The organism is Sinomonas atrocyanea, assembly GCF_030812675.1.
GTDB lineage: Bacteria > Actinomycetota > Actinomycetes > Actinomycetales > Micrococcaceae > Sinomonas > Sinomonas atrocyanea_B.
Genome location: NZ_JAUSTE010000001.1, coordinates 421608 through 447650, shown reverse-complemented (window position 1 = coordinate 447650; position 26043 = coordinate 421608). Strand labels below are relative to the sequence as shown.

The following is a 26043-nucleotide window of genomic DNA, read 5'->3' as shown; positions in this document are numbered from 1 at the left end:
TGGAAAGCATGAGTGTCACCTCGGTTCCCCTGTCCATGCCCACGGTTCCGCGGCGGCGCCGCGCGCCTGAGGACGTGGCCGCCGCGGTTCCCGTCGCCGGCGAGAAGAAGGTCCTGCTTGCCGCCCCGCGGGGGTACTGCGCCGGGGTCGACCGGGCCGTCATCGCTGTCGAGAAGGCGCTCGAGCACTATGGTGCACCGGTGTACGTGCGCAAGCAGATCGTCCACAACCGGCATGTGGTCGAGACCCTCGAGGAGCGCGGGGCGGTGTTCGTCGAGGAGACCGACGAGGTGCCCGAGGGCGCCCTGGTCGTCTTCTCCGCACACGGGGTGAGCCCCGCCGTCGTGCGCTCGGCCGAGGAGCGCGGGCTGCGGACCATCGACGCCACGTGCCCGCTCGTGACCAAGGTGCACCGCGAGGCCGTGCGGTTCGCCCGCGACGACTACGAGATCCTGCTCATCGGCCACGAGGGGCATGAGGAGGTCGAGGGAACGTACGGCGAGGCGCCGGAGAACACGCAGGTGGTGAACTCTCCCGAGGAGGCGGACGCCATCCAGGTCAAGGACCCGGACAAGCTCATCTGGCTCTCCCAGACCACGCTCTCCGTCGACGAGACGATGGAGACCGTCCGCCGGCTGCGGGAGCGCTTCCCCAACCTGCAGGACCCGCCCAGCGACGACATCTGCTACGCGACGTCCAACCGCCAGGCGGCGATCAAGAAGATCGCCCCGCAGGCTGACCTCGTGATCGTGGTCGGATCGGCCAATTCGTCGAACTCCGTCCGGCTCATGGAGGTGGCCCTCGAGTACGGCGCAAAGGCCGCGTACCGGGTCGACTTTGCCAACGAGGTGGACGAGTCCTGGTTTGAAGGAGTCGAGACGATCGGCCTGACCTCCGGAGCCTCCGTCCCGGATGTGCTCGTGCAGGACGTCCTGCGGCTCGCTGCCGAGTACGGGTACGGCACGGTCGAGGAGGTCGTCACCGCGGAAGAGGACATCCTGTTCTCGCTCCCCAAGGAACTGCGCGCGACCCTGCGCGATGCCGGCGACGCGAGCCGCGGCCTCGGCGGCCGAGGGCGACGCCCCCAGAGCTGACGCCGAGGTCACCCCGCAGGGAGCCCTGCCTGGCCCCAACCGTGACGTCGTGCCGGCCCGACCTGCCCTCTGAGGTTGCCGGGACGAGCCGATAGCGGCGGAAGTGCCGTTCCCGCCGAGAAGTCCCCGAGACGCGGACTTCCCGGCGAGAACGGCACTTTTCCAGTGCTGGACAGGGGAGCGGCGTCCGGCCGGGCCGGTTGGGGCCCGCGAACCCCCGGGCCCCAGCCCCCGACCTCGGCGTGGTGCGTACGCTCGGCCGTTGAAGCCGAGGAAGCCCGCGCCTTTGTGGCGGCTCGCGGCCCCCGGCTCAGGCCGAATGCAGCCGGGAGCCGTCCTCGCCCTCCGCGATGCTGCGCCCGGCACCGTCGCCGCCGTCGTCCCCCGCCGTGGAGCCTCCGAGCGTGCCCGGCAGGGCCGTGATCCCGTTGTCCTTCCACAGCTGCTCATCGAGGAGCTCGCTCGCACTCAGGACCCGCGGAGTGGTCTCGACGGGGGGCAGCTCCGGTAGGGTCTCCGGCGAGCCCAGGTCGAGGGCGCTGATCCGCCGGGCGGTCGGGAGGACCCTCGACTCGAGCGCGCCGATGAACGCGTTGTACCGTTCCACGGACCCCTTGAGGGAGGACCCGAGACGGGCCACGTGGCCGCCCATCGTGCTCAGCCGCCCGTAGAGCTGCTGGGAGAGGTCGAACAGCTCCCGCGCATTCTCGGTGAGGAGCTCCTGTCGCCAGCCGAAGGCGACGCCCTTGAGGAGGGCCATGAGCGTTGCCGGGGACGCGAGCGCCACGTTGCGCCCGAAGGCGTAGTCGAGGAGCCCCGCGTCGGCTCGGAGCGCCTCGGCCAGGAAAGACTCCGCGGGGAGGAAGCAGACCACCAGCTCGGGGCTGGACCCGACGGCCTCCCAGTACTTCTTGCTCCCGAGGGCATCCACATGCGCCCGCAGGGCCTTGGCGTGCTCTGCGAGGTGCCGGTCCCGCTGCGCGATGCCCGCCGGGCTCTGGTCCTGCGCGTGTTCCTGGGCCTTGAGGTACGCCCCGAGCGGGACCTTGGAGTCGACGACAATCTGCTTCCCGCCCGGCAGCTGCACCACGAGGTCGGGCCGGACCGCCCCGGCCTCGCCCGAGGTGGACACCTGCTCCGCGAAGTCCACGCGGTCGAGCATCCCCGCGGCCTCGACCACCCGGCGCAGCTGGATCTCGCCCCACGTGCCGCGGGAGGAGTTGTTCGCGAGGGCCGCCGTCAGGGCGTGCGCCGACTGCAGCAGCGCCGCATCCGAGGCGCGGGCATCCTGCAGCTGCTGGGCGAGCTGGCCGAACTGCTCCACCCGGTCCCGCTCGAGCACCGCGACGGCGCGCTGCACGGCACTGAGCTTCTCGGCCACGGGGCCGAGGGCGTGGAGGACCGTGTTCTCCTGCTCGTCGATGGAGGTCAGGGCGGCGTTCTGCCGCGCGAGGAGGTCCCGCTCCGCTCCGGCCGCCGCGAGCGCCGCTTCCGCCGACGCGAGGCGCGACTGCAGCGCGGGGAGGTCCCCGCCGTCGTGCGCGGACTGCCGCCGCTGCCGCGCGGCCCCGGCCAGCGCCCCGAGCACGAAGGCGAGCAGCGCCACGAGCACCATCACGAGAATCTGCGTTCCGTCCATGGGCCCACTGTCGCACGGGCCACCGACAATTCTCGGCCGCGGCTCCCCGCCGGGTGCGGGCACCCCGCGCCGGTATGATGGATGACCGTGGCTCTCACTATCGGAATCGTCGGTCTCCCCAACGTCGGCAAGTCGACGCTCTTCAACGCCCTCACCCGCAACCAGGTCCTCGCGGCGAACTACCCGTTCGCCACGATCGAGCCGAACGTGGGTGTGGTGAGCCTCCCGGACCCCCGTCTGGACAAGCTCGCCGAGATCTTCGGCAGCGCCCGCATCCTCCCCGCGACGGTCTCCTTCGTCGACATCGCCGGCATCGTCAAGGGGGCCTCCGAGGGCGAGGGCCTCGGCAACCAGTTCCTCGCGAACATCCGCGAGGCGCAGGCGATCGCCCAGGTCATCCGGGTCTTCGACGACCCCGACGTGGTCCACGTGGACGGCAAGGTGGACCCGCGCTCCGACATGGAGACCATCAACACCGAGCTGATCCTCGCCGACCTCCAGACCATCGAGAAGGCCCTTCCGCGCGTCGAGAAGGAAGTCAAGATCAAGAAGCGCGAGTCCGCCGAGCTCGCCGCCATCGAGGCCGCGAAGAAGGTCCTCGAGCGCGGCGACACGATCTTCTCCTCGATCGCCTCCGACAAGCTCGACATGGAGCACCTCAAGGAGCTCAACCTCCTGACCGCCAAGCCCTTCATCTACGTCTTCAACGCGGACGAGGGCATCCTGGGCAGCCCGGAGAAGCAGGCCGAGCTGCGCGCGCTCGTGGCCCCGGCCGACGCGATCTTCCTCGACGCCAAGCTCGAGGCGGACCTCGTCGAGCTCTCCGAGGAGGAGGCCCGCGAGATGCTCGAGATGAACGGGCAGGACGAGTCCGGCCTGGACCAGCTCGCCCGCGTCGGCTTCCACACCCTCGGGCTGCAGACCTACCTCACCGCCGGCCCGAAGGAGGCCCGCGCCTGGACCATCCGCCAGGGCGACACCGCCCCCCAGGCCGCCGGTGTGATCCACTCCGACTTCCAGCGCGGCTTCATCAAGGCCGAGGTGGTGCACTTCGAGGACCTCGTCAGCGCCGGCTCGATGGGCGAGGCGAAGGCCCGCGGCAAGGTCCGGATCGAGGGCAAGGACTACGTGATGGCCGACGGCGACGTGGTGGAGTTCCGCTTCAACGTCTAGCCTCGGGACGGCCTGCAGCCGGGCAAAGCGGCGGTGGCAGTGCCGGCTGCGCCCCGGTGCCTCGTGACATCGGCCCGGCCTGCCACCGCCATCTGGCCCTTACCCAGACGGCGCCCGCGTGAACGCACCGATTCCTCCCGGCGGACCTGGCCAGCGGGGGGCGCGGCGTCATGCTCCCCACGGCAGGGCAGCCGGAGCCGGCGTCCGCTGCGCGATGACCGGTGCGAGCGCCTGCGGATCCAGGGTGCGCTGTGCCCGGACGGCCTCGGCGTACAGGTGAGGCTGGTGGAGGTGCTCGCGGGCGAACCCGGTCAGGGGGTCGCCGGGCTCGCCGGCGCCGGCCAGCCGCTGCGGCGCGTCGGGGCATTCCGCGGCGAGCGAGAAGGCCATGAGGAATGCGCCGACGCGCTCTCGCAGGTCCCGATCCGCGGTCAGGTAGTCGGTTGTGATGAGGGGCGCGGTTCCGTCGTCGCCCACGCTGTCGCCGAGGTCGGCCGGCGCCTCGCCGGTCTCGAAGGCAGTGAGCGCGATCGGCAGCGTCGTCTCACGCAGCCCGAGGCCGTCCTCGGTGCCGCTGACGGCATCGAGCACCTCCCGGTAGGCAAGGGCGTTGGCAACGTCTGCCTTCAGGGCGGCGCAAACGGACGGGAGGGCCGCCCAGTCCCGTCCGCGGATGTCCCGGTACTCCTCGACCGCGGCGGCGAGCGTCTCCACCGCAGTGCCGAGGTGGTGCCGGGCGGCCCGCGCTGCCTGGGGGAAGTCGGCCACCAGCAGGTGGACCGCCTCGTCCGGGAGGAGGCCGAGCGCAGTCATCGAGGTGGGCTCGTCAGTGGGCCAGAAGGTCCCGTCGAACCGCAGCAGCGTCCCCGTTTCGGGGTCCGAGAGCGGACAGAGCAGGGACAGGGCAGCGCGGTAGTCCGGAGCATCGCTCATGGTGTCACCGTTCCCGGAAGGCGGCGCCGGCAAACCGGCGGCCCCGACCCCGGACACGGGCGGCCAAGCTCGCTAGGCTGGCAGGGACCGGCCGCGGGCGCCAGGCGTCCCGCGGAAGCCGACGCCGAAGGCGAGCCCGAGCCATGACAGCCACCGACGCAGCAACGACCCTCACCGACGAGCGCCTCGAGGACCTCCACCGCTGGTGGCGCGCCGCGAACTACCTCTCGGTGGGCCAGATCTACCTCCGGGACAACCCGCTCCTGCGGGAGCCGCTCGAATCGGCCCACGTCAAGGCGCGCCTGCTGGGCCACTGGGGGACCACCACCGGGCTGAACTTCATCTACGCCCACCTGAACCGGGCCATCATCGAGCGCGACCAGGCGATGCTGTTCGTCACCGGCCCGGGCCACGGCGGGCCGGCCAACGTCGCCAACGCCTACCTCGAGGGCACCTACTCCGAGATCTACACGCGCTTCGGCGACGACGAGGAGTCCCTCCGGGAGCTCTTCCGGCAGTTCTCCTACCCCGGCGGCATCCCGAGCCACGCGGCGCCCGAGACACCGGGCTCCATCAGCGAGGGCGGCGAGCTGGGCTACTCGCTCGCGCACGCCTTCGGTGCCGCGTTCGACAACCCCGACCTCGTGGTCGCCTGCGTGGTCGGCGACGGCGAGGCCGAGACGGGGCCGCTGGCCACGAGCTGGCAGTCGACCGCCTTCCTCGATCCGGTCCGGGACGGCGCGGTCCTGCCGATCCTGCACCTGAACGGGTTCAAGATCGCCAACCCGACCGTCCTGGCCCGGCGCCCCGAGGAGCAGGTGCGCAAGTACTTCGAGGGGCTCGGCTACGCCCCGCGCTTCGTCACGGTCGCCGACCCCTCCGCGCAGGCCCAGGCGCACCGGGACTTCGCGGCCGCGCTCGACGACTGCCTCGAGGAGATCGCCGCGGTCCAGCGCCGCGCGCGCGAGGCGGGGGAGCGCGAGGCCGACTCCACGCCGGAGCCCTGGCCCATGATCGTCTTCCGCTCCCCGAAAGGCTGGACGGGCCCGGCCGTGGTGGACGGGAAGCGGGTCGAGGGCACGTGGCGCGCCCACCAGGTGCCGCTGAGCGCCGTCCACGAGAACCCCGAGCACCTTGCCCAGCTCGAGGCGTGGATGCGCTCCTACCGCCCCGAGGAACTCTTCACGCACGACGGCGCCCGCTCGCCCGAGCTCGGCAGGCTCGCCCCGCGCGGGGACCGCCGCATGAGCGCCACGCCCTACGCCAACGGCGGGCGGCTGCTGCGGGACCTGCGCCTGCCCGAGCAGGAGGCGCACATGATCCCGGTGGAGGCGCCCGGCGTCGTCCGCGCGGGGGCGATGGGCAACCTCGGCGGGTGGCTGCGGGAGGTGATCCGCGCGAACCCCACGGACTTCCGGCTGTTCGGCCCGGACGAGACGGCCTCTAACCGTCTGCAGGACGTCTACGGCGCCACGGACAAGGTGTGGCAGGAGCGGATCGAGGACGTGGACGAGCACCTGGCGCGCGCCGGCCGAGTCATGGAGGTCCTCAGCGAGCACCTGTGCCAGGGCTGGCTCGAGGGCTACCTGCTGACCGGCCGGCACGGCGTCTTCACCTCCTACGAGGCGTTCGTCCACATCGTCGACTCGATGTTCAACCAGCACGCCAAGTGGCTCAAGGTCCATCGCGAGCTGCCCTGGCGCATGCCCGTGGCCTCACTGACGTACCTGCTCTCGAGCCACGTGTGGCAGCAGGACCACAACGGCTTCTCGCACCAGGACCCGGGCTTCATCGACCACGTGGTCAACAAGAAGGCCGAGGTGGTGCGGGTGTACCTCCCGGTGGACGCCAACACGCTCGTGTCGACGATGGACCACTGCCTGCGCAGCCGGGACTACGTCAACGTGGTCGTGGCCGGGAAGGCGCCGGCGCTGCAGTGGTTCGGGCCGGAGGAGGCCCGGCTGCACTGCGCCCGGGGGATCGGGATCCTGGACTTCGCCGGGAGCGAGGTCCCCGGCCAGGAGCCCGACGTGGTGCTCGGGTGCGCCGGAGACGTCCCGACAGCCGAGGCGGTGGCCGCGGCGCAGATGCTGCGCCGCGACCTGCCGGACCTGAAGGTCCGCGTGGTCAACGCTGTGGACCTCATGCGCCTGCAGGACGAGCGCGAGCACCCGCACGGCCTTCCCGACCGGGAGTTCGACGCCCTGTTCACCACTGACCGGGCCGTCGTCTTCGCCTACCACGGCTACCCGTGGCTCATCCACCGCCTCACCTACCGCCGCACGAACCACCGCAACCTGCACGTGCGCGGCTACGTCGAGGAGGGCACGACGACGACCCCGTTCGACATGGCGATGCTGAACCGGATCGACCGGTTCCATCTGGCGATCGACGTGCTCGACCGGGTGCCCGGCCTCGCCGAGCGCTGTGCGGGCCTGCGCCAGCGGTACCAGGACGAGCTCGCCCGTGCCCGGGCGTACACGCGCGAGTTCGGCGACGATCCCGCCCCGATCCGCGACTGGGCCCTCGGGGGCGGCGCCGCCCCCGAGTGATTGACACCGGCCCAGCACGGGCGCGCAACGCTGCCTCCGGCAGCCCACGACCGATTGGGAAACGCCAATCGCGGGCAGCATACGAGACCCGCGCCCCCAGAACCTGAAAGATATGTTGCATCTTGATAACGACGCTGATCTGAAACGGAACTTTCGTAGCCACCCCGCTCGGCGGCGGGCTAGTCTGTCGGTCATGTGAGGCGCGCCACGCCATCCGCTGGGGAAGGCGGGCCCGCCTGCGGCCGGGCTTCCGGCACACGTCTACAGAAGCACTAGAGGAGGCGGAATGCGTTTCGGGCGTATTTCCAAGGCGGTGGGTGTCACCGCGGTTGCTGCGGTCGCGCTCAGCGCCTGCGCGACCCAGGGCGGCGGTTCGAACACCAGCACCGCATCGGCCGGCGCCAAGCAGGGGGGTACCGTCACGGTCGTCGAGGTGAACGCGTTCAACACGTTCAACTCGAACACGGCTGACGGCAACACCGACATCAACTCGAAGATCAGCTACCCGACGCACTCGGGGTTCTACTACATCGACAACAAGCTGAACGTCGTCCACAACGACAAGTTCGGCAAGCTCGAGAAGGTCTCGGACTCCCCGCTCACCGTCAAGTACACGATCAACGACGGCGTGAAGTGGTCCGACGGCACGCCCGTCACCGCGTACGACGTCGCGCTCCAGTGGGCGGCGGCCTCGGGCTGGTACGACGATGCCAACCCCAAGGCCAAGACCGGAACCTCCTACTTCTCGACGGCCGGTGACACCACGGGCCTGAACAACACGGAGTTCCCGGAGGTGTCCTCCGACGGCAAGTCGATGACCCTCAAGTACACCCAGTCGTTCGCCGACTGGGAGATCGCGCTGGGCTCGGTCGTGGACATCCCCTCGAACGTCGTGGCCAAGCACGCTGGCCTCTCCGACGGCAAGGCGCTCTATGACCTCATGAAGGGCATGAAGAAGGGCGACCCGGCCAAGCCGCAGCCGGCGAACGAGACGCTCAAGAAGGCTGCCGACTTCTACAACACCGGCTTCGACACCAAGACGCTCCCGAGCGACACGAGCCTGTTCCTCTCGAACGGCCCGTTCATCGTCAAGGACATCGTCCCGGACCAGTCGATGACCCTCGTGCGCAACAAGGACTACAACTGGGGCCCGACCCCGAACGTCGACTCGATCGTCGTCCGCTACATCGGCTCCTCGCCCGCGCAGGTCCAGGCCCTCAAGAACGGCGAGGCGGACATCATCGCCCCGCAGGCCTCGGCCGACACGATCGAGCAGCTCAAGGCCATCCCGGGCGTCACGGTCGACCAGGGCAACCAGCTCTCCTACGACCACATCGACCTGAACTACTCGGGCCCGCTGGCCGACAAGGACGTGCGCACCGCGTTCATGCTGACGGTCCCGCGCCAGGACATCGTCGACAAGATCATCAAGAAGCTCGATCCGAACGCGAAGCCGCTCGACTCGCAGATCTTCGTCCCGCAGCAGGCCGCCTACGCGGACACGGTGAAGAACAACGGTTCGGCTGACTTCCAGCAGGTCAACATCGACAAGGCCAAGCAGCTCCTTGCCGGCAAGACCCCGACGATCCGCATCATGTACAACAAGGACAACCCGAACCGCGTCGACGCCTACACCCTCATCGCCGCCAGCGCGACGAAGGCCGGGTTCAAGATCGTCGACGGCGGCCTCGGCAAGTCCGACTGGGGCAAGGCCCTCGGCAAGGGCGGCTACGACGCCACGATCTTCGGCTGGATCAACCCGGGCGTGGGCGTCTCCGGCGTCCCGCAGATCTTCAAGACCGGCAACGGCTCGAACTTCAACGGTTTCTCGGACCCCGAGGCCGACAAGCTCATGGACCAGCTGATCCAGACCACGGACCAGAGCAAGCAGGTTGACCTCGAGAAGCAGATCGACCAGAAGATCTGGGCCTCCTCGTACGGCCTGCCGCTGTTCCAGTCCGTGGGGGTGGACGCGTACAGCGACAAGGTCACCGGCGTGAAGTACATGCCGAACCAGACCGGTGTCTGGTGGAACTTCTGGGAGTGGGCTACCAAGTAGCCCCTTCCGAGTTCTGATGCGCAGCGGAGCGCCGGGACCGAGCTAGAAGGTCCCGGCGCTTCGCAGCGCCCCCGGCAGATCCCGCCACCTGCCGACGGGTGCCGCGCCGAACGCGTGGCGAAGCCGTCGGCCCCCCAGCGCCGCCCCGCATCCTTTCCGGGCGGTCCACATCAGAGGTACAACGAAACATGGTGACTTACGTCGTCCGGCGCCTCATCACCGCAGCACTGATCCTTCTCGGAGCGTCCTTCCTGGTGTACATCCTCACCGCGCTCTCCGGGGATCCGCTCGAGGAGTTCCGCGCCAGCTCAGCCCCCAATGCCCCCCAGCTCATGCAGGCGCGATCCCAGCTCCTCGATCTGGACACACCTGCGCCCATCCGATACTTCAAGTGGCTCGGGGGCGCCGCCGGATGCCTCGTCGGCCAGTGCGACCTCGGGAAGAACCTCGCGGGCCAGCCGGTCACCCAGGCGCTCGGCCAGGCCCTCGTCCAGACCCTGACCCTCGTCACGGGTGCCACGATCCTCGCCATCCTCATCGGCGTCGCGCTCGGCATCATCACCGCCCTGCGGCAGTACAGCGCGCTCGACTACGGCGTGACGTTCATGGCCTTCCTCTTCTTCTCGCTGCCAATCTTCTGGGTCGCCGTCCTGCTCAAGGAGTACGGCGCCATCGGGTTCAACAACTTCCTGGCGCACCCCACCATCCCGCTCCCGGTGGCGCTCGGCATCGGGCTCGTCTTCGGCCTCGTCACCGCGATCGCTGCCGGTGGCGCTGCTCGGCGGCGGGCGACCGTCGGGGCCATCGTGTTCGCGTTCATCACCGTCGTCCTCGTGATCGCGGACCTCACCCAGTGGTTCCGCTTCCCGGGCCTGGGCCTCGGCGTGATCCTCATCGCGGGAGTCGGCATCGCGTTCGGCGTGACGGTCCTCGCGGCCGGCCTGCAGAACCGTCGCGCCCTCTACGCGGGGCTGACCACGGTGGTCGTCGGCGCGATCCTGTACTTCCCCATCCAGCCGCTGCTGGACCTCGCCACGCCGCTGATGGTCATCATCCTCGCGGTCATCACCGTGGCCGTCGGCCTCGCCGCGGGCTACTTCTGGGGCGGCTACGACCGCGGCCAGGGGATGCGCGTCGGTGCGATCACGGCGTTCATCGTGGGGGCGCTGATCATGCTCGACCGGTTCATGCAGTCGTGGCCCGCCTACTTCGACAGCAGCAAGATCCGCGGCCGCCCGGTCGCCACGATCGGTGCCTCCACGCCGAACCTCCAGGGTGACTTCTGGACTTCGGGGATCGACTCCTTCACGCACCTCATCCTCCCCACGGTGGCCCTGATCCTGGTCTCCCTCGCGAGCTACACGCGCTACACGCGCTCGTCGATGCTCGAGGTCATGAACATGGACTACATCCGCACCGCCCGCGCCAAGGGTGTGAGCGAGCGCAGCGTCGTCATGCGCCATGCCTTCCGCAACGCCCTCATCCCGATCGCCACCGTGGTCGCGCTGGACATCGGCCAGCTGATCGGCGGCGCCGTGATCACCGAGACGGTCTTCTCGGTGCGGGGGATGGGCTTCATGTTCCTGGACGGCATCTCGCACGTGGACCCGAACCCCGTCATGGGCGTGTTCCTGTGCGTGGCCATCACCGCCCTCGTCTTCAATCTCATCGCGGACCTCGTGTACTCCGCGCTCGATCCTCGCGTTAGGGTGAAGTGACATGAGCCAGCAGTCTCAGCAGCAGGAGACCGTGGCCGGCACTCCGGCCCCCATCCGGCCGAGCGAGCCGGCGGCCGGCGTCGAGCCCGTGATCGAGGCCAAGGGCCTCAGCCTCGGCCAGATTGTCCGCAAGCGCTTCTTCGGCCACACGGGCGCGCTCATCGGCCTGATCGTGTTCGCGGTCATCTTCCTCCTCGCCTTCACCTCCGAGGGCTGGGGGCCCATTCCGGGCTGGTGGAAGTTCCAGCACGACCAGGTCACTCCGCTCGTCAACGACGGCACCCCCACGTGGACGCTCGCGCCGTTCAGCTTCGGCGAGCATCCGTTCGGCCAGGACAGGATCGGGCGCGACCTGTTCGCGATGACGATGCGCGGGGCCCAGCAGTCGATCATCATCATGATCATCATCGGCGTCGTCGCCGGGATCATCGGGGTCGTGGTCGGGGCACTCGCCGGCTACTTCCGCGGCTGGGCCGAGGCGGTCCTGATGCGCCTGACCGACATCATCATCATCATCCCGGTCCTGCTCCTCGCGGCCGTCATGTCCCAGACGGCGGGCCGCCGCGACTCGGGCAGCTGGTTCGCCCAGTTCGCGGCGAGCAACGGCGTCGTGGTTCTCGGCATCTTCCTCGGGCTCGTCGTGTGGGTGGGCCTCGCCCGCCTCGTGCGCGGCGAGTTCCTGTCGCTGCGCGAGCGCGAGTTCGTCGACGCGGCGCGCATCTCGGGCGCCTCGAACGCGCGGATCATCTTCAAGCACATCCTGCCCAACGCAGTGGGCGTCGTGATCGTCAACGGCACGCTCATCATGTCCTCCGCGATCCTCCTCGAGACCGCGCTGTCCTACCTGGGTGTTGGCGTCAAGGCGCCGGACACCTCACTCGGCCTGCTCATCTCCCAGAACCAGGAGGCCTTCTCGACGAGGCCGTGGCTGTTCTGGTGGCCGGGCCTGTTCATCGTGCTCATCTGCCTGTGCATCAACTTCATCGGCGACGGCCTGCGCGACGCGTTCGACCCGCGCCAGAAGAAGTTCAACGCCAAGAAGGCCAAGGCGCGCAGCACGCACGCCAGCGCGGGCACCGAGGTCGCCCCGGCCGCGGGCCTGGACGTCGGGGAGGGCGTGAGCTCCGTCTCCGGCTACGTCCCCGACAGCGAGGCCTTCGGGGGCGCCCCCGAGCGGCGGACCGAGGACCCGAGCGGCAGGAACGGCTGACGTGCGCGCCCTGACGGCCCGGCGCCCGGCGGCGGGCTCAGGCCAGGAGCGTCACCGCGGCGGCTGCCGCGAGGACCACGCCCAGCGCGAGGATGGCCCACTCCACCCGGCGGGACACCGGGGTCTCGTCCGCGCGGCCGGCGGCCACCGCCCCGCGCTCCATGAGCTCCGCCCAGCGGCGGCGCACCAGGATGGCCGCCTGGCCGGAGACGGTGTTGCCCAGGTCGCCGGGACGGACGGTGTGCTCAGGGCCGTAGCTGCTCTCGGGCAGGCCGGTCAGGTGCTCCGGCTGGGCGCGGCGGGCGCCGAGCGCGCCCGGCGCCGGCGCGGCCCACGCGGCGAAGCGGCCCCGGGCCGTGCCGAGCGTGAGGGCGTACTTCGTGTCGACGTAGGCCAGGGCCTCCCATGGCACCCCGATGCGGCGGGTCGGGTTGACGAGCTCGACGCCGGCGTCGCTCACCACGACGGCGGGGCGCCAGAACAGCGCCCAGCCCGCGTACGCCATGAGGGCGAGCGGGGCGATGAAGCGCAGGCCGGGCCATCCGGCCTGGGCGAGCGTGACCACGAGCCCCAGCGCGGCGAGCGCCCACAGCAGCAGGGCCAGCAGCCGGTTGCTGCGGGCCCGGTAGACGTCGGTCTGGCCGGCATGGTGCATCGTGCTCATGCCCCCCATGATGCAGGACGTCGGATCGAATGCAGGATTCCGCTCCCCGAGCCGAGGCGCTCGGGCGGGGCGGCGGACGGAAGGAACCACAACCATGGCTGAGAACCTCGGCACCGCGGGCGGGCCCCGCAGGTCAAGGACCAGGGGAGAGAAGGTCGCGGCGGACCTCGTGAAGGGCCAGAAGGTCCTCGAGGTCAACGACCTGAGCGTCGACTTCGGGGTGGAGAAGGAGTGGGTCCCCGCCGCGATCGGCCTCAACTACGAGGTCAAGGCCGGCGAGGTCCTCGCCATCGTCGGCGAATCGGGCTCGGGCAAGTCGGCCAGCTCGATGGCGCTCCTCGGCCTGCTCCCCTCCAACAGCAGGGTCTCGGGCAGTGTCAAGCTCATGGGCAAGGAACTCATGGGCAAGGACCGCGTGTCGGCGACGCGCAGCGTGCGCGGCAACGACGTCGCGGTGATCTTCCAGGAGCCGATGACCGCGCTCAATCCCGTGTACACGATCGGCAACCAGATCGTGGAGACCATCCGGCTCCACAGCGCGGTGTCCCCGGACGAGGCCAAGGCCAAGGCCATCAAGATGCTCGAGCTCGTCGAGCTGCCCGATCCGGTGAAGGCCTTCAAGTCCTACCCGCACCAGCTCTCCGGCGGACAGCGCCAGCGCGCCATGATCGCGCAGTCGCTCTCCTGCGACCCGAAGCTGCTCATCGCCGACGAGCCGACCACGGCCCTCGATGTGACGGTGCAGGCCGAGATCCTCGACCTCATGCGCCACCTCAAGGACAAGCTCAACAGCGCCGTGATCCTGATCACGCACGACATGGGCGTGGTCGCCGACCTGGCCGACCGGATCGCCGTGATGCGTCGCGGCCTGATCGTCGAGACGGGCTCGGCCGAGGAGATCTTCCACCGCCCGCAGCACCCCTACACCCAGGCGCTGCTCGCCGCGGTCCCGCACCTCGGGCAGGGCGGGGAGGGCACCGCGGACGACGTCGACATCACGGCGGCGCTCGCCGCGGCCACCGGCGCCGAGCTCGAGGCGGTCGACGCGGCCGAGCTCGCTGCCCGGGAGCGGGAGAACGAGCGCGCGCTGGCAGCCCACGCCGCCGCCACGGTGGAGCGCGGGGCACCGGTCCTGTCCCTCGAGAACGTCGCGATCGAGTACCCCAAGCAGGGGCGGGTCGCAGCCTTCCGCGCCGTCGAGGGCGCGAACCTGACCGTCTACCCCGGCCAGGTCGTGGGACTCGTGGGGGAGTCGGGCTCGGGCAAGACGACGATCGGCCGGGCCGCCGTCGGGCTGCTCCCCGTCGCGGAGGGCTCGCTCAAGGTCACGGGGCGCGAGATCTCGAACCTGAAGAAGAACTCGAAGGAGCTCCACGAGATCCGGCGCTCAGTGGGCATGGTGTTCCAGGACCCCTCGTCCTCGCTCAACCCCCGCCTGCCGATCGGCGAGTCCATCGGCGAGCCGATGTTCCTTGCCGGCGTGGCGAAGGGCGCCGAGCTCCAGAAGAGGGTCGAGGTCCTCCTGGACCAGGTCGAGCTCCCGCGGGGGTACCGCAACCGGTACCCGCACGAGCTCTCGGGCGGCCAGAAGCAGCGCGTGGGCATCGCCCGTGCGCTCTCCCTCAAGCCCAAGCTCATGGTGGCCGACGAGCCTACCTCCGCGCTCGACGTGTCGGTCCAGGCGAAGGTGCTCGAACTGTTCCAGGGGCTCCAGAAGGAGCTCGGATTCGCGTGCCTCTTCGTCACCCATGACCTCGCCGTGATCGACGTGCTCGCCGACTACATCTGCGTCATGCAGCGCGGCCGGATCGTCGAGCAGGGCCTGCGCGATGCGATCCTGCGCAACCCGCAGGAGGCGTACACGCAGCGCCTGCTCGCCGCCGTTCCGCTGCCGGATCCGGAGAAGCAGCGCGAGCGGCGCGAACTGCGCGAGCTGCTCGCCACGAGCGGCATCGACTGACGCGGCCGTCCCGCCCGGGACGCCACGACGACGGAGGGGAGCCTGCCAGCAGCGGCAGGCTCCCCTCCGTCGTCGTCCGCCCGATGCCGCTCGCCCGTGGCGAGGGAGTGCGCAGCCGGCCCGCTACGTGATGCCCACGCCCAGCTTGCGCAGCGCCGCCGTGAGCACCGGAGCGAGCCGGGCGCGGCCGGCCGGCTTGAGGTGGACGCCGTCCGCGAGCTGGTTCTTGAGGTGGTAGCGGGAGATCCAGTCGCCGCAGCTGATGAACGGGACGCCGAGCCCGTCGGCCGTGCGCCGCAGCAGGGTGTCGACGCGGGTGCGGCGCCCGCCGCCGTCGGCGGCAGCCTTCGCGAGCGTGCCCACCATGACGATCCGCGACCCGGGGTAGGTGCGGCGCAGCTCGGCGACGAGGCTCTTGGCGCCGGCGGCGATGGCCGCGTTGCCCGACCCGCGGGAGGCGTCGTTCCCGCCGCCCTCGACGACCACGAGGCGGGGAGTCCCCGCCGGCAGCCGCCAGTCCCCGCGGCGCAGCGCCTCCACGTAGGCATGCGTCCGCCGGTTGCCCACCGAGTAGCCCGTGCCGCCGGCGCCCGCGAAGTACACCGAGTAGCCGGCGCCCCGGAGGCCGCCGCGCACCCAGCTGTCCCGAGGGGCGGACTGCGAGTCGCCGATGAGCACGGCCGTGCGGGAGAGGTCCCCGAGGACCGGCTCGATGCGCTGGGTGAGCGGGTCCACCCAGAGCGAGCCGAGCGGGAGGTACCGTGCGGGCGTGAGCCGCCGCGCCGTCGTCGTGCGCGGGTAGAGGACGAGCGGCGCCGTGCCGAAGAGGACCGGCCCCGGATTCCCCACGTACCGCGCCGGAGACGGGGGCTGCGGGGCGGCGGAGGGCAGCTGCGGGGCGTCGGACGGCGCCGGGAGGACCTGCGAGGCCTCGCAGCCGGTGAGGAGCACGGCCAGCGCCACCAGCAGGGCAGCGGCCGAGCGGCTCGCGCGACGTGGGGCTCGGTCCATGCCTGTCCTTTGTGAGAGTCGATCGTCACTATCATGGGCCGCTCGGGGCCCGTCGCGCCAATGCCCAAGGACCCTGCGAACGGGCAGGAGCCGAGGAGAGAGTAAAATTGTCAGTGCTGGCCCTCTACGGGGTCTGTTCCGCTGTGCCTCCGGCCCGACCTGACGGGTCCCGCGTCGGGCGCCGGACAAAGTCGCGAACCACCCGAATCGAGCCTCACGCGTATGACTGAAACTGTGTCCACCGCTTCCCGCACCGACCTCCGCAACGTTGCCATCGTCGCGCACGTCGACCACGGCAAGACCACCCTGGTCGACGCCATGCTGCGACAGACGAACTCCTTCGCCTCCCACGGCGAGGTCGAAGAGCGCGTGATGGACTCCGGCGACCTCGAGCGCGAGAAGGGCATCACCATCCTCGCGAAGAACACGGCCGTGCGCTACGCCGGCCCGTCCGCGGCCAAGGCCGGGGAGCCCGAGGGCATCACCATCAACGTCATCGACACCCCGGGCCACGCCGACTTCGGCGGCGAGGTCGAGCGCGGCCTGTCGATGGTGGACGGCGTGGTGCTCCTCGTCGACGCCTCCGAGGGCCCGCTACCGCAGACCCGCTTCGTGCTCCGCAAGGCCCTCGCGGCCCACAAGCCCGTGATCCTCGTGGTCAACAAGACCGACCGCCCGGATGCGCGCATCGACGAGGTCGTCCACGAGAGCATGGACCTCCTGCTCGGCCTCGCCTCCGACCTCGCGGACGAGGTCCCCGACCTCGACCTGGACAAGGTGCTCGACGTGCCGGTCGTGTACGCCGCCGCCAAGGTCGGCGCCGCCTCCCTCGAGCAGCCCGCCAACGGGCAGGCCCCCGGCAACACCGACCTCGAGCCGCTCTTCGCCACGATCCTCGAGCACATCCCGGCCCCGACGTACGATCCCGAGGGCGTGCTCCAGGCCCACGTGACCAACCTCGACGCGTCGCCGTTCCTCGGCCGCCTCGCCCTCCTGCGCATCTACAACGGCACGCTCCGCAAGGGCCAGCAGGTCGCGTGGGCCCGCCACGACGGCACGCTCAAGACCGTCAAGGTCACCGAGCTGCTCGCCACGAAGGCGCTCGAGCGCGTCCCGGCCGAGTCCGCCGGCCCCGGCGACATCGTCGCGGTCGCGGGCATCGAGGACATCACGATCGGCGAGACGCTCACCGACGTCGACGACCCGCGGCCGCTGCCGCTCATCACCGTCGACGACCCCGCGATCTCGATGACCGTCGGCATCAACACCTCCCCGCTGGCCGGCCGCGTCAAGGGCGCCAAGGTCACCGCGCGCCAGGTCAAGGACCGCCTCGACAAGGAGCTGATCGGCAACGTCTCGATCCGCGTCCTGCCGACGCAGCGTCCGGACGCCTGGGAGGTCCAGGGCCGCGGTGAGCTGGCTCTGGCCATCCTGGTCGAGCAGATGCGCCGCGAGGGCTTCGAGCTCACGGTGGGCAAGCCGCAGGTCGTGACGAAGAAGGTCGACGGCCAGGTGCTCGAGCCGATGGAGCACATGACGATCGACGTGCCCGAGGAGTACCTCGGCGCCGTCACGCAGCTGCTCGCCGCGCGCAAGGGCCGCATGACCAACATGGCCAACCACGGCACCGGCTGGGTCCGCATGGAGTTCATGGTCCCCTCCCGCGGCCTGATCGGCTTCCGCACCAAGTTCCTCACGGACACCCGCGGCGCCGGCATCGCCTCCTCCATCTCGGAGGGCTACGAGCCGTGGCAGGGCGAGATCGAGTACCGCACCAACGGCTCGCTCATCGCGGACCGCGCCGGCGTGGCGACTCCGTTCGCCATGATCAACCTCCAGGAGCGCGGCACGTTCTTCATCCAGCCCACCGCCGAGGTGTACGAGGGCATGATCGTCGGCGAGAACTCGCGCGCCGACGACATGGATGTGAACATCACCAAGGAGAAGAAGCTCACCAACATGCGCTCCTCCACCGCGGACAACTTCGAGGGCCTGACCCCGCCGAGGACCCTCACGCTCGAGGAGTCCCTCGAGTTCGCCCGCGAGGACGAGTGCGTGGAGATCACGCCGGAGGCGATCCGGATCCGCAAGGTCATCCTCGACGCGAACGAGCGCCTCAAGGCCGCCCGCAGCCGCGCCCGCGCCTGACCCCACCACCCGTTTCGGGTACGCATCCCGTCGCCCTTTCGGCGTCTCGGGTACGACGCCGGCCGGTGCCTTCCGCGCGGAAGGTGCCGGCCGGCGTCGTTCGCGTACCCGGAATGGCGGAAACGCGACGAGATGCGTACCCGAAACGCAAGGGGGGAGGCCGGGGGGTGGCGACGGAGTCAGTCGGCGGTGGGGTCCCGATGGTGGGCGATCATGAGGGACGTGGCCTCGCCGTCCGGGTCGCTCGGCATGGCCACGTACTCGTCGACGACCTCCCGCAGCCGGGCCATGAGCTCGGACCGGTGCTGCTCGTTGAGCCTGAGCCCGAGCCGCCAGACCTCGATGTCCTCGGGGGAGAGGGCCGCCGTCTCCTGCACGAACGTCTCGATGAGCACGGGCGAGACATCGTCCACCTTCTGGCTCCAGGAGGCCCGCGTCGCGAGGTAGGGGACCTCCTTGGCCCCCCGGTTGCCGCGGCGCTCCGGGAGCGCCTCGAGGAACCCGGTGGCCACGAGGGTGCGCACGTGGTGGAGGCAGGAGGCGGGATTGATGCCGAGGAGATCGGCGATCTCCTTGTTGGTGCGCGGATGGTGGAGGCACATGCGCAGGATGCGCAGCCGCAGCGGGGAGCTGAGCGCGCGGCCCTTGGCCGCCTCATCCGACGGGGTCATGGGACCACTCTAGCCGCGAGTGATTGACATTTCCCAATCACTGGGCCCACACTGGCGCCATGGCCCCCCGCACCCCCGGCGACGTGGCTCCCGCCGCCCTCCTCCGCAGCCGCTCGTTCCTTGCCTTCTGGACGGGGCAGGGCATCAGCCAACTCGGCGTCCAGCTGGGCCAGCTCGCGCTCCCGGTGCTCGCCGTGAGCCTGCTCGGCGCCGGCGAGATGGACCTCGGCGTGCTCAACGCCGCCGCGATGGCGGCCTTCCTCGTGGTGGGGCTTCCCGCCGGCGCCTGGGTGGACCGCTGGCTCAAGCGGCGCACCATGATCCGGGCCGATCTCGTCCGCATGGCGGCGATGGCGGCCGTTCCCGCCCTGTGGTGGGCGGGCGCGCTGCAGATGTGGCACCTCTACGTCGTCGCGGCCGTCGTGGGGGTGGCCACCGTGTTCTTCGACGTGGCCTACCAGAGCTACATCCCCCTCCTCGTGCAGCGGGCGCAGGTCGCCGAGGCCAACGGCAAGCTCGAGGCCACGGCGCAGGTCGCGCGCATGGGCGGCCCAGCCCTCGGCGGATTCCTCCTGACCCTCGTGAGCGCGCCGGTCCTGTTCGCCGCGGAGGCCGGCGGCTACCTCGCCTCGGCGCTGTGCCTGACGAGGGTCCGCGACGCCGAGGAGGCCCCCGCCGCCCGCGAGGGCAGCAGCCTGGCTGCCGAGATCGGCGAAGGCGCCGCGTTCGTGGCCAGCCACCGCCTGATCCGGCGCATCGTCGCCAGCACGGCGACCAGCAACCTCTTCTCCTCGATGGCCTATGTGCTGATGCCGCTCGTGATCCTCCGGGAGCTCGGCCTCGGCCCGGCGGGGCTCGGCGTCATGCTCTCGATCGGGTCCGTGGGCGGCCTGCTCGGCGCCCTCGCGACACCGTGGCTCGCCGCCCGCGCCGGCGAGGGCCCGCTTCTGCCGCTCGGGCTCATGGTGGGCGGCGCCGCGGTGGTCCTGTTCCCGCTCGCCCTCGCTGCCGGCCCCGGGCCGCTCGCGCTGGCCCTCCTCAGCGTGGGGGAGTTCGGGATGAGCTTCGGGGTGATCGTCTACAACGTCATGCAGGTGAGCATGCGCCAGCGCGTGTGCCCGCCGCGGCTCCTCGGGCGCATGAACGCCTCCATCCGCTGCGTGGTCTGGGGGGTCATGCCGATCGGCTCGCTGCTCGGCGGCTGGCTCGGGGAGCGGTGGGGGCTCGTCCCGACGCTGTGGATCGGGATTGTGGGCCAGATCCTGGCGGTGCTTCCCGTCGCGGTCGGCCCCTTCTTCCGGCTCCGGACGCTGCCGGACGCCGTTGAGGAGTAGGCAGCCGGCAGCGCGTCCGCGCCGTCAGAGCCTCTGGTCGCGGATGGAGTTGACCATGCCGTGCAGGGACGCCTCCAGGAAGCGCACCACGTCGTCGGCGCCCGTCTCGCGCTCGATCGCCAGGCTGATCAGGGTCTCCTCGGCGAACGCGACCCAAGACCGCAGGGCAATGCGCAGCAGCGCGGTGTCCGCAAGGCCCAGCTCGATGAACGAATCGGACAGGCGCTCGGCATTGAGCTCGCGCGACTCGTCCACGATCCTCCGCACCGCGGGATCGCCGCTGGCAGTGCCCCTCACCAACGAGTAGAAGGTACCGCGGTGCTCCTGCACGAACACGGTGATCCTCAGCAGCGTGTCCCGGATCCGTTCGCGCGGCGCGAGGTCCTGGCGCGGAACGCTGGCGACGAGCAGGCTGTCCCGCGCTGTGGTGACCACGGCGAGGTGCATGCCCTGCCGGGTCTCGAAGTAGTGGAACACCAGCGGACGCGAGACGCCGGCCCGGCGGGCGAGCTCGTCCATGGTCAGCTCGTCCAGCGTGTGGTCGGTCAGGAAGTTCACGCCGACCGCGATGAGCTGCGCCCGGCGATCCTGGGGGCTGAGGCGGGCGCGCTGCGGTTCGGACACAGCTGAAAGTCTACTGATCGGTGGAACGCCACACCGGACCACTATTGACTAGCGGTCAACAGGCTCGGTATCTTCGACCGAGTTCCCGCCGCTCGGGGCGGGCCCTGTTCCAGGAGGATCAATGAAGTTCCCCGTCTCGCAGCGCGTCCGCCGGATGCGCGCGTCCCACGCAGGCCGCATCATGCTCGTCGCCGTGCCCGCGGCCCTCGCCGCCTCAGTCCTGATGGGCGGCGTCGCCGAGGGTGCCGTCCCGGTCTCCTTCGCGGTCTCCGGCAGCCAGTTCCAGATCGGCGCCTCCAAGCTCAACGGAACCGGGTTCTCCCAGTACGCCGGCGTCGCCAAGGACACCGAAGGCAAGGAGCACCCCGTCGCGATCGCGAACATCAAGAGCGCCACCCTCTCCGACCTGTGCCAGGCCGTGGTCACGGAGACTCCGCTGGGCAAGGTGGGCGTGCTCATCAAGGCCGGCGGCGGCGGCAACCCCGCCTCGGCCTCCGACCTCCAGATCGGCATGACGGGCCTGAAGGGCGATGCGGCCTTCGGCAACATCCGGATCGGCGTGGACGCCTCGACGGTCAACACCGCCGCGAAGGGCTCGGCCGGCGACTTCGCGCAGGACTCCGGGAGCATCTCGATCACCAACCTGCAGCAGACCGCCTGGAGCACGCAGGCCTCGGTCTTCACCCTGACCGGGATGAGCATGCAGCTGACTGATGGGTCCAAGGGATGCTTCTGAGGAGCCGCGCATCGACGACCACTGAGGACGGCGCGCCCGTGCGGTCCCGGAGCGCCACGGCGCCCGGCCGCGCGGCCGGCTTCCGCGACTGGCGCCGCGGGCGGCCGTTCGTCGGCGGCCTGCTGGCCGCGCTCGGCGGGGTGGAGATGTTCTTCTCCGGGCAGCTCGACCTCGGCCACCTGCACATCCAGCTCGGAATCGAAGGCCTCCAGGCCACCGTCATCCCGATCGCACTCGTGCTGCTGGGAGTCCTGTCGGTCACCATGCCGGCGCACCACGTGTTCTACGGGATCCTCACGCTCGTGGTCGCGATCTACTCCCTCGTCGGCGTGAACATGGGCGGCTTCATCATCGGCATGCTCCTCTCCGGCGCCGGCGGAGTCCTGGTCGTCGCGTGGATGGGCCCGCCGGGGGCCGCGCGGGGAAAGAGGACGGAGTGAACGTACGCCGCACCCGCGCGGTCGCCGCCGTCCTGACGGGCTCGGTCCTCGCGCTGCCCTTCACCCTCGGGGCCGCGCGGGCCCCCGACAGCGTCCCCACGGCGCTGTGCGTGCCGCTCCTGGTCGCCTGCCCCAGCCCGACGCCGAGCCCCTCGGCGCCGGGGGCGGGCACCCCCACGCAGGATCCGGCCGCCCCCGGGCCGCTCCCCACCGTCCCCGGCACCCTGCTGCCGGGCGTCGGGTCCAGCCCCAGCGTCCCGGCAGCCCCGGGCGCGGGATCGACCGCGAGCCCGGCTCCCAGTGCGAGTCCGGATCCCACGTCCAGCGCCCCCGTGCAGGCCTCCCGCGACAACGGGACCACGGTCTTCACCAAGACCCCGGCCTCGATGGGCTCCAAGAGCCTGTCCTTCACGGGCCTCAGCTCGGTCAGCATCGTGACGGTGCCGACCGCCGACGGCAGCGGCCAGCGCGCCCTGAAGATCACCGCCGACTCGATCACCATCACCGGGTTCACCCTCACCGTGCGGCGGCCCAACGGCCCCGGCCTCGTCACGTCCGCGGACAAGATGGTGCTCAGCGGGCACGTCACCGTCTACCTGGGATCGGTCACCGGCACCACCTCCAACGGCCGGAGCCTGGCTCTCGGCACCGACACACCTCCGCCGCTCGACGACGTCGCGCCCGGCCTCCTCAGGGTCACCATGGGCCTGGTCGGCGCCACGGCGGATTCGATCAGCTACACGAACACCGACCAGCGGATGGTGCAGCCCTAGCCTTCCTGCCGTCGCCGGCCGCGGCGCTCCGGCGGGGGAGGCACCGGCTTCGCCGCGGCCACGTCCCCGAGGCGCGCGACGGCGGTTCCCCGCCTCGTGCGGACGGTGACCGTCTCGTCGTCGCACGCCACCAGGTCCCCGAGCGCATCGGTGAACCCTCCCGGCACCCTGGACCGCACCACCACGCGCGTGCCGAGCGGGAGGGAACGCAGCAGGTCCGCCGGGGCAGCCGGGGTAGAGGGCATGCTCCATCGTAGGCGCGGGGGGCGGCGGCCCCGTGTGACGTTGGAGTGGCGGCGGCCGGGCGTTAGATAATAGGCTCGATCGGCCCGGTAGTAGTGGCGGAAGAGAGGGTGGCACCGTGACATACGTGATCGCACAGCCGTGCGTGGATGTGAAGGACAAGGCCTGCGTCGAGGAGTGTCCCGTCGACTGCATCTACGAGGGCGAGCGGTCCCTGTACATCCACCCGGACGAGTGCGTCGACTGCGGCGCGTGCGAGCCGGTCTGCCCCGTCGAGGCCATCTACTACGAGGACGATGTCCCGGACGAGTGGAGCGACTACTACAAGGCCAACGTCGAGTTCTTCGACGACCTCGGCTCGCCCGGCGGCGCCGCGAAGCTCGGCAACACCCACAAGGATCATCCCCTCGTGGCGGCGCTCCCGCCGCAGAGCGCCGACAGCTGAGCGTGCGGAACGGAACCAGCCCCACGCGGCGGTTCGGGCTCGACCTGCCTGACTACCCGTGGGAGGCCATGGCGCCCTACCGGGCCACGGCAGCCGAGCACCCGGGCGGCGTGGTCAACCTCTCGATCGGCACGCCGGTCGATCCCACCCCTGAGGTGGTCCAGGAGGCCCTCCGCGCCGCCGCCGACGCCCCCGGCTACCCGACCGTGCACGGCACGACCGCGCTGCGCGAGGCCGTCGTGGAGTGGTTCGGGCGCCGCCGCGGCGTGACCGGGCTGGACGAGCAGGCCGTCATGCCCACCGTCGGCTCGAAGGAGCTCGTCGCGTGGCTGCCGTTCCTGCTGGGGCTCGGCCAGGGCGACGTCGTCGTCAGGCCCACCGTGGCCTACCCGACCTACGACATCGGTGCGCGCCTCGCCGGGGCGACGGCCGTCGCCGCGGACAGCCTCGAGGAGCTCGACGACGCCACGCGGGCCAGGGTCCGCCTCGTCTGGGTCAACTCGCCCGGCAACCCCACCGGCGCGGTGCGCGACGCCGCCCAGCTGCGCGACGTCGTCGACGGTGCGCGCGAGCTCGGTGCCGTGGTGGCCTCGGACGAGTGCTACGCCGAGCTCGGGTGGGGCACGTGGGACGCCCAGCGCGGCGGAGAACCCGTCCCGTCCGTGCTGGACCCCCGGGTGAGCGACGGCGACCTGACCGGCCTGCTCAGCGTGTACTCGCTGAGCAAGCAGTCCAACCTCGCGGGATACCGCGCCGCGTTCGTCGCCGGCGCCCCGGAGCTCATGCCCAACCTGGTCAACAGCCGCAAGCACGCCGGCATGATCACGCCGTACCCCGTGCAGGAGGCCATGCGCGTGGCCCTCGGCGACGAGGCGCACGTCCTCGCCCAGAAGGACCTGTACCGGTCCCGGCGCGAGCGGCTCCTGCCCGCCCTCGAGGCCTTCGGCCTCACGCTCTCGCACTCGGAGGCGGGCCTGTACCTGTGGTGCACTGCGGGCGAGGACACGTGGGCGACTGTGGGCCGGCTCGCGGGGCTCGGCATCGTCGTCGGCCCCGGGGTGTTCTACGGCGAGGCAGGCCAGGGGTTTGTCCGGGTGGCGCTCACGGGCAGCGACGAGCGCATCGACGCCGCCGTGGAGAGGCTCACGGAACGCTAGCGGCGGCCCGGCGAGGCGCGGTCCCCGGCGCCGGCCGGGCACCGCAGGACCGCCGGTATCAATTAGTCCCGAGAACAATCTGGGAGTAGCTTTAGAGGGTTGCGAGCTACCCATGAAGGGGAACCATGACTGAGATGAATGGCGCCATCCTGCGCCACGAAGGGGGAGAGCTACCGCTTCCCCGCATCGCCGCCGTCGAGGGAAATGACGGCTATGACGTCTCGAAGCTGCTGAAGGAGACGGGCGCCGTCACCTTCGACCCGGGCTTCATGAACACCGCAGCCACGACTTCCGCGATCACGTTCATCGACGGCGATGAGGGCATCCTCCGCTACCGTGGCTACCCGATCGAGCAGCTGGCCCAGCACTCGAGCTTCCTGGAGGTCTCCTACCTCCTCATCTACGGGAACCTCCCGACCCCGACCGAGCTCGACGCGTTCGACCAGCGCATCCGCCGGCATACCCTGCTGCACGAGGAGCTCAAGAGCTTCTTCGCCGGATTCCCGCGGGACGCGCACCCGATGCCCGTGCTCTCCTCCGCCGTGTCGGCGCTGTCCACGTTCTACCAGGACTCGCTGGACCCGTTCAACGAGGAGCAGGTGGAGCTCTCCACCATCCGCCTGATGGCGAAGCTGCCGGTCATCGCGGCCTACGCGCACAAGAAGTCCGTCGGCCAGCCGCTGCTGTACCCGGACAACTCCATGAACCTCGTGGAGAACTTCCTGCGCCTCTCCTTCGGGCTGCCCGCAGAGCCGTACGAGCTCGACCCGCTCGTGGTCAAGGCCCTCGACCTCCTGCTCGTGCTGCACGCGGACCACGAGCAGAACTGCTCGACCTCGACCGTGCGCCTCGTCGGCTCCGCGAACGCGAACATGTTCGCGTCCGTCTCGGCCGGCATCAACGCGCTCTTCGGCCCGCTCCACGGCGGTGCCAACGAGGCCGTGCTGAACATGCTGCGCCGCATCCAGGCCGACGGCATCAAGCCCGAGGACTTCATGGAGAAGGTCAAGAACAAGGAGGACGGCGTCCGGCTCATGGGCTTCGGGCACCGCGTCTACAAGAACTACGACCCGCGCGCCAAGATCATCAAGGCCACCGCGCACGAGATCCTCGGCAAGCTCGGCGGGAACGACCAGCTCCTGGACATCGCCATGCGCCTCGAGGAGAAGGCCCTCGCGGACGACTACTTCATCCAGCGCAAGCTCTACCCGAACGTGGACTTCTACACGGGCCTGATCTACAAGGCGATGGGCTTCCCGGAGAAGATGTTCACGGTGCTCTTCGCGATCGGCCGCCTGCCCGGCTGGATCGCCCAGTGGCGCGAGATGATCAAGGACCCGCAGACCAAGATCGGGCGCCCGCGCCAGCTCTACGTCGGCGAGGCGCAGCGGGACTACCCCGCCCGCTGACCTGGGTTCAGGGCTTCCGGGTACGACGACGGCCGGTGCCTTCCGCTGGG

22 protein-coding genes are annotated in these 26043 nt (G+C 70.6%); 15 read left to right on the top strand and 7 right to left on the bottom strand.

Features of this window, described 5'->3' with window-relative positions; all coding sequences use genetic code 11:
• Window positions 1–8: 8 nt before the first annotated feature.
• Window positions 9–1094 (top strand): 4-hydroxy-3-methylbut-2-enyl diphosphate reductase, encoded by a 1086-nt coding sequence (locus J2W20_RS02010; RefSeq protein WP_307004116.1) that lies wholly within the window; start codon window positions 9–11, stop codon window positions 1092–1094.
• A gap of 310 nt (window positions 1095–1404) precedes the next feature.
• On the opposite strand, the gene J2W20_RS02005 is transcribed toward J2W20_RS02010, so the two are convergent.
• Window positions 1405–2733 (bottom strand): DNA recombination protein RmuC, encoded by a 1329-nt coding sequence (locus tag J2W20_RS02005; RefSeq protein WP_307004113.1) that lies wholly within the window; start codon window positions 2731–2733, stop codon window positions 1405–1407.
• Window positions 2734–2820: 87 nt separating this feature from the next.
• Here J2W20_RS02005 and ychF point away from each other — a divergent pair, with 87 nt between their 5' ends.
• Window positions 2821–3906: a redox-regulated ATPase YchF gene (ychF, locus tag J2W20_RS02000; protein WP_307004112.1), complete on the top strand. Its 1086-nt coding sequence runs from the start codon at window positions 2821–2823 to the stop codon at window positions 3904–3906.
• A gap of 168 nt (window positions 3907–4074) precedes the next feature.
• Here ychF and J2W20_RS01995 read toward each other — a convergent pair whose 3' ends face one another.
• Window positions 4075–4839, bottom strand: coding sequence for a hypothetical protein (locus J2W20_RS01995; protein ID WP_307004110.1), 765 nt, complete (start codon window positions 4837–4839; stop codon window positions 4075–4077).
• Between the two features lie 143 nt (window positions 4840–4982).
• Here J2W20_RS01995 and J2W20_RS01990 point away from each other — a divergent pair, with 143 nt between their 5' ends.
• The 4 genes from J2W20_RS01990 to J2W20_RS01975 all read left to right on the top strand — a co-directional run bounded on the left by J2W20_RS01990 (window position 4983) and on the right by J2W20_RS01975 (window position 12378).
• Complete coding sequence (locus J2W20_RS01990; RefSeq protein WP_307004108.1) at window positions 4983–7391, top strand: phosphoketolase family protein; 2409 nt, start codon at window positions 4983–4985, stop codon at window positions 7389–7391.
• Window positions 7392–7677: 286 nt separating this feature from the next.
• Complete coding sequence (locus J2W20_RS01985; protein WP_307004106.1) at window positions 7678–9450, top strand: ABC transporter family substrate-binding protein; 1773 nt, start codon at window positions 7678–7680, stop codon at window positions 9448–9450.
• 188 nt (window positions 9451–9638) lie between these two features.
• Window positions 9639–11168 (top strand): ABC transporter permease, encoded by a 1530-nt coding sequence (locus J2W20_RS01980; RefSeq protein WP_307004104.1) that lies wholly within the window; start codon window positions 9639–9641, stop codon window positions 11166–11168.
• A 1-nt stretch (window position 11169) separates the two neighbouring features.
• Window positions 11170–12378: an ABC transporter permease gene (locus J2W20_RS01975; protein ID WP_307004102.1), complete on the top strand. Its 1209-nt coding sequence runs from the start codon at window positions 11170–11172 to the stop codon at window positions 12376–12378.
• Between the two features lie 37 nt (window positions 12379–12415).
• On the opposite strand, the gene J2W20_RS01970 is transcribed toward J2W20_RS01975, so the two are convergent.
• Entirely contained in the window at window positions 12416–13042 is a 627-nt protein-coding gene (locus J2W20_RS01970; RefSeq protein WP_307004100.1) for a PH domain-containing protein, read from the bottom strand.
• 94 nt (window positions 13043–13136) lie between these two features.
• On the opposite strand from J2W20_RS01970, the gene J2W20_RS01965 reads away from it, so the two are divergent.
• Window positions 13137–15002 carry an ABC transporter ATP-binding protein gene (locus tag J2W20_RS01965; protein WP_307004098.1) on the top strand — a complete coding sequence of 622 codons (1866 nt, stop codon included), beginning with the start codon at window positions 13137–13139 and terminating at the stop codon, window positions 15000–15002.
• A 123-nt stretch (window positions 15003–15125) separates the two neighbouring features.
• On the opposite strand, the gene J2W20_RS01960 is transcribed toward J2W20_RS01965, so the two are convergent.
• Complete coding sequence (locus tag J2W20_RS01960) at window positions 15126–16013, bottom strand: SGNH/GDSL hydrolase family protein (RefSeq protein ID WP_307004096.1); 888 nt, start codon at window positions 16011–16013, stop codon at window positions 15126–15128.
• 222 nt (window positions 16014–16235) lie between these two features.
• On the opposite strand from J2W20_RS01960, the gene typA reads away from it, so the two are divergent.
• A complete protein-coding gene (gene typA, locus J2W20_RS01955; RefSeq protein ID WP_307004094.1) occupies window positions 16236–18161 on the top strand; it encodes a translational GTPase TypA in 1926 nt (641 codons plus the stop codon).
• 179 nt (window positions 18162–18340) lie between these two features.
• Here typA and J2W20_RS01950 read toward each other — a convergent pair whose 3' ends face one another.
• Window positions 18341–18832 (bottom strand): ArsR/SmtB family transcription factor, encoded by a 492-nt coding sequence (locus tag J2W20_RS01950; protein ID WP_307004092.1) that lies wholly within the window; start codon window positions 18830–18832, stop codon window positions 18341–18343.
• A 59-nt stretch (window positions 18833–18891) separates the two neighbouring features.
• Here J2W20_RS01950 and J2W20_RS01945 point away from each other — a divergent pair, with 59 nt between their 5' ends.
• A complete protein-coding gene (locus J2W20_RS01945; protein WP_307004090.1) occupies window positions 18892–20166 on the top strand; it encodes an MFS transporter in 1275 nt (424 codons plus the stop codon).
• A gap of 24 nt (window positions 20167–20190) precedes the next feature.
• On the opposite strand, the gene J2W20_RS01940 is transcribed toward J2W20_RS01945, so the two are convergent.
• A complete protein-coding gene (locus J2W20_RS01940) occupies window positions 20191–20790 on the bottom strand; it encodes a TetR/AcrR family transcriptional regulator (RefSeq protein WP_307004088.1) in 600 nt (199 codons plus the stop codon).
• A 121-nt stretch (window positions 20791–20911) separates the two neighbouring features.
• Between J2W20_RS01940 and J2W20_RS01935 the strand changes: the two genes are divergently transcribed.
• Genes J2W20_RS01935 through J2W20_RS01925 form a run of 3 tightly spaced genes read left to right on the top strand, consistent with a single transcriptional unit; the run spans window position 20912 to window position 22739 of the window.
• Window positions 20912–21526, top strand: a complete 615-nt coding sequence (locus J2W20_RS01935; RefSeq protein ID WP_307004087.1) for a DUF6230 family protein — start codon at window positions 20912–20914, stop codon at window positions 21524–21526.
• A 38-nt stretch (window positions 21527–21564) separates the two neighbouring features.
• Complete coding sequence (locus J2W20_RS01930) at window positions 21565–21966, top strand: DUF6114 domain-containing protein (RefSeq protein ID WP_307004085.1); 402 nt, start codon at window positions 21565–21567, stop codon at window positions 21964–21966.
• A complete protein-coding gene (locus tag J2W20_RS01925; protein WP_307004083.1) occupies window positions 21963–22739 on the top strand; it encodes a hypothetical protein in 777 nt (258 codons plus the stop codon). The genes J2W20_RS01930 and J2W20_RS01925 overlap by 4 nt, the downstream gene beginning before the upstream one ends.
• Here the strand turns inward: J2W20_RS01925 and J2W20_RS01920 are convergent.
• Window positions 22736–22984 (bottom strand): putative acetyltransferase, encoded by a 249-nt coding sequence (locus J2W20_RS01920; RefSeq protein WP_307004082.1) that lies wholly within the window; start codon window positions 22982–22984, stop codon window positions 22736–22738. The two genes, J2W20_RS01925 and J2W20_RS01920, sit on opposite strands and share 4 nt — an antisense overlap.
• Before the next feature lie 116 nt (window positions 22985–23100).
• Here J2W20_RS01920 and fdxA point away from each other — a divergent pair, with 116 nt between their 5' ends.
• The 3 genes from fdxA (at window position 23101) to J2W20_RS01905 (ending at window position 25993) form a co-directional block, all read left to right on the top strand.
• Window positions 23101–23427 (top strand): ferredoxin, encoded by a 327-nt coding sequence (gene fdxA / locus J2W20_RS01915; protein WP_066499004.1) that lies wholly within the window; start codon window positions 23101–23103, stop codon window positions 23425–23427.
• Between the two features lie 2 nt (window positions 23428–23429).
• The gene (dapC, locus tag J2W20_RS01910) at window positions 23430–24584 is read left to right on the top strand and encodes a succinyldiaminopimelate transaminase (RefSeq protein WP_307004080.1); all 1155 of its coding nucleotides are present in this window, start codon (window positions 23430–23432) and stop codon (window positions 24582–24584) included.
• Between the two features lie 125 nt (window positions 24585–24709).
• Window positions 24710–25993, top strand: a complete 1284-nt coding sequence (locus tag J2W20_RS01905; RefSeq protein WP_307004079.1) for a citrate synthase — start codon at window positions 24710–24712, stop codon at window positions 25991–25993.
• Window positions 25994–26043 lie beyond the last annotated feature (50 nt).

Coding starts and splice junctions, on each gene's coding strand:
- J2W20_RS01950 (WP_307004092.1), bottom strand. CDS start 18,832: ATGACCCCGTCGGATGAGGCGGCCAAGGGCCGCGCGCTCAGCTCCCCG.
- J2W20_RS01990 (WP_307004108.1), top strand. CDS start 4,983: ATGACAGCCACCGACGCAGCAACGACCCTCACCGACGAGCGCCTCGAG.
- J2W20_RS01970 (WP_307004100.1), bottom strand. CDS start 13,042: ATGAGCACGATGCACCATGCCGGCCAGACCGACGTCTACCGGGCCCGC.
- J2W20_RS01980 (WP_307004104.1), top strand. CDS start 9,639: ATGGTGACTTACGTCGTCCGGCGCCTCATCACCGCAGCACTGATCCTT.
- J2W20_RS01905 (WP_307004079.1), top strand. CDS start 24,710: ATGACTGAGATGAATGGCGCCATCCTGCGCCACGAAGGGGGAGAGCTA.
- J2W20_RS01945 (WP_307004090.1), top strand. CDS start 18,892: ATGGCCCCCCGCACCCCCGGCGACGTGGCTCCCGCCGCCCTCCTCCGC.
- typA (WP_307004094.1), top strand. CDS start 16,236: ATGACTGAAACTGTGTCCACCGCTTCCCGCACCGACCTCCGCAACGTT.
- J2W20_RS01920 (WP_307004082.1), bottom strand. CDS start 22,984: ATGCCCTCTACCCCGGCTGCCCCGGCGGACCTGCTGCGTTCCCTCCCG.
- J2W20_RS02010 (WP_307004116.1), top strand. CDS start 9: ATGAGTGTCACCTCGGTTCCCCTGTCCATGCCCACGGTTCCGCGGCGG.
- J2W20_RS01995 (WP_307004110.1), bottom strand. CDS start 4,839: ATGAGCGATGCTCCGGACTACCGCGCTGCCCTGTCCCTGCTCTGTCCG.
- J2W20_RS01960 (WP_307004096.1), bottom strand. CDS start 16,013: ATGGACCGAGCCCCACGTCGCGCGAGCCGCTCGGCCGCTGCCCTGCTG.
- J2W20_RS01985 (WP_307004106.1), top strand. CDS start 7,678: ATGCGTTTCGGGCGTATTTCCAAGGCGGTGGGTGTCACCGCGGTTGCT.
- J2W20_RS01965 (WP_307004098.1), top strand. CDS start 13,137: ATGGCTGAGAACCTCGGCACCGCGGGCGGGCCCCGCAGGTCAAGGACC.
- J2W20_RS01975 (WP_307004102.1), top strand. CDS start 11,170: ATGAGCCAGCAGTCTCAGCAGCAGGAGACCGTGGCCGGCACTCCGGCC.
- J2W20_RS01935 (WP_307004087.1), top strand. CDS start 20,912: ATGAAGTTCCCCGTCTCGCAGCGCGTCCGCCGGATGCGCGCGTCCCAC.
- J2W20_RS02005 (WP_307004113.1), bottom strand. CDS start 2,733: ATGGACGGAACGCAGATTCTCGTGATGGTGCTCGTGGCGCTGCTCGCC.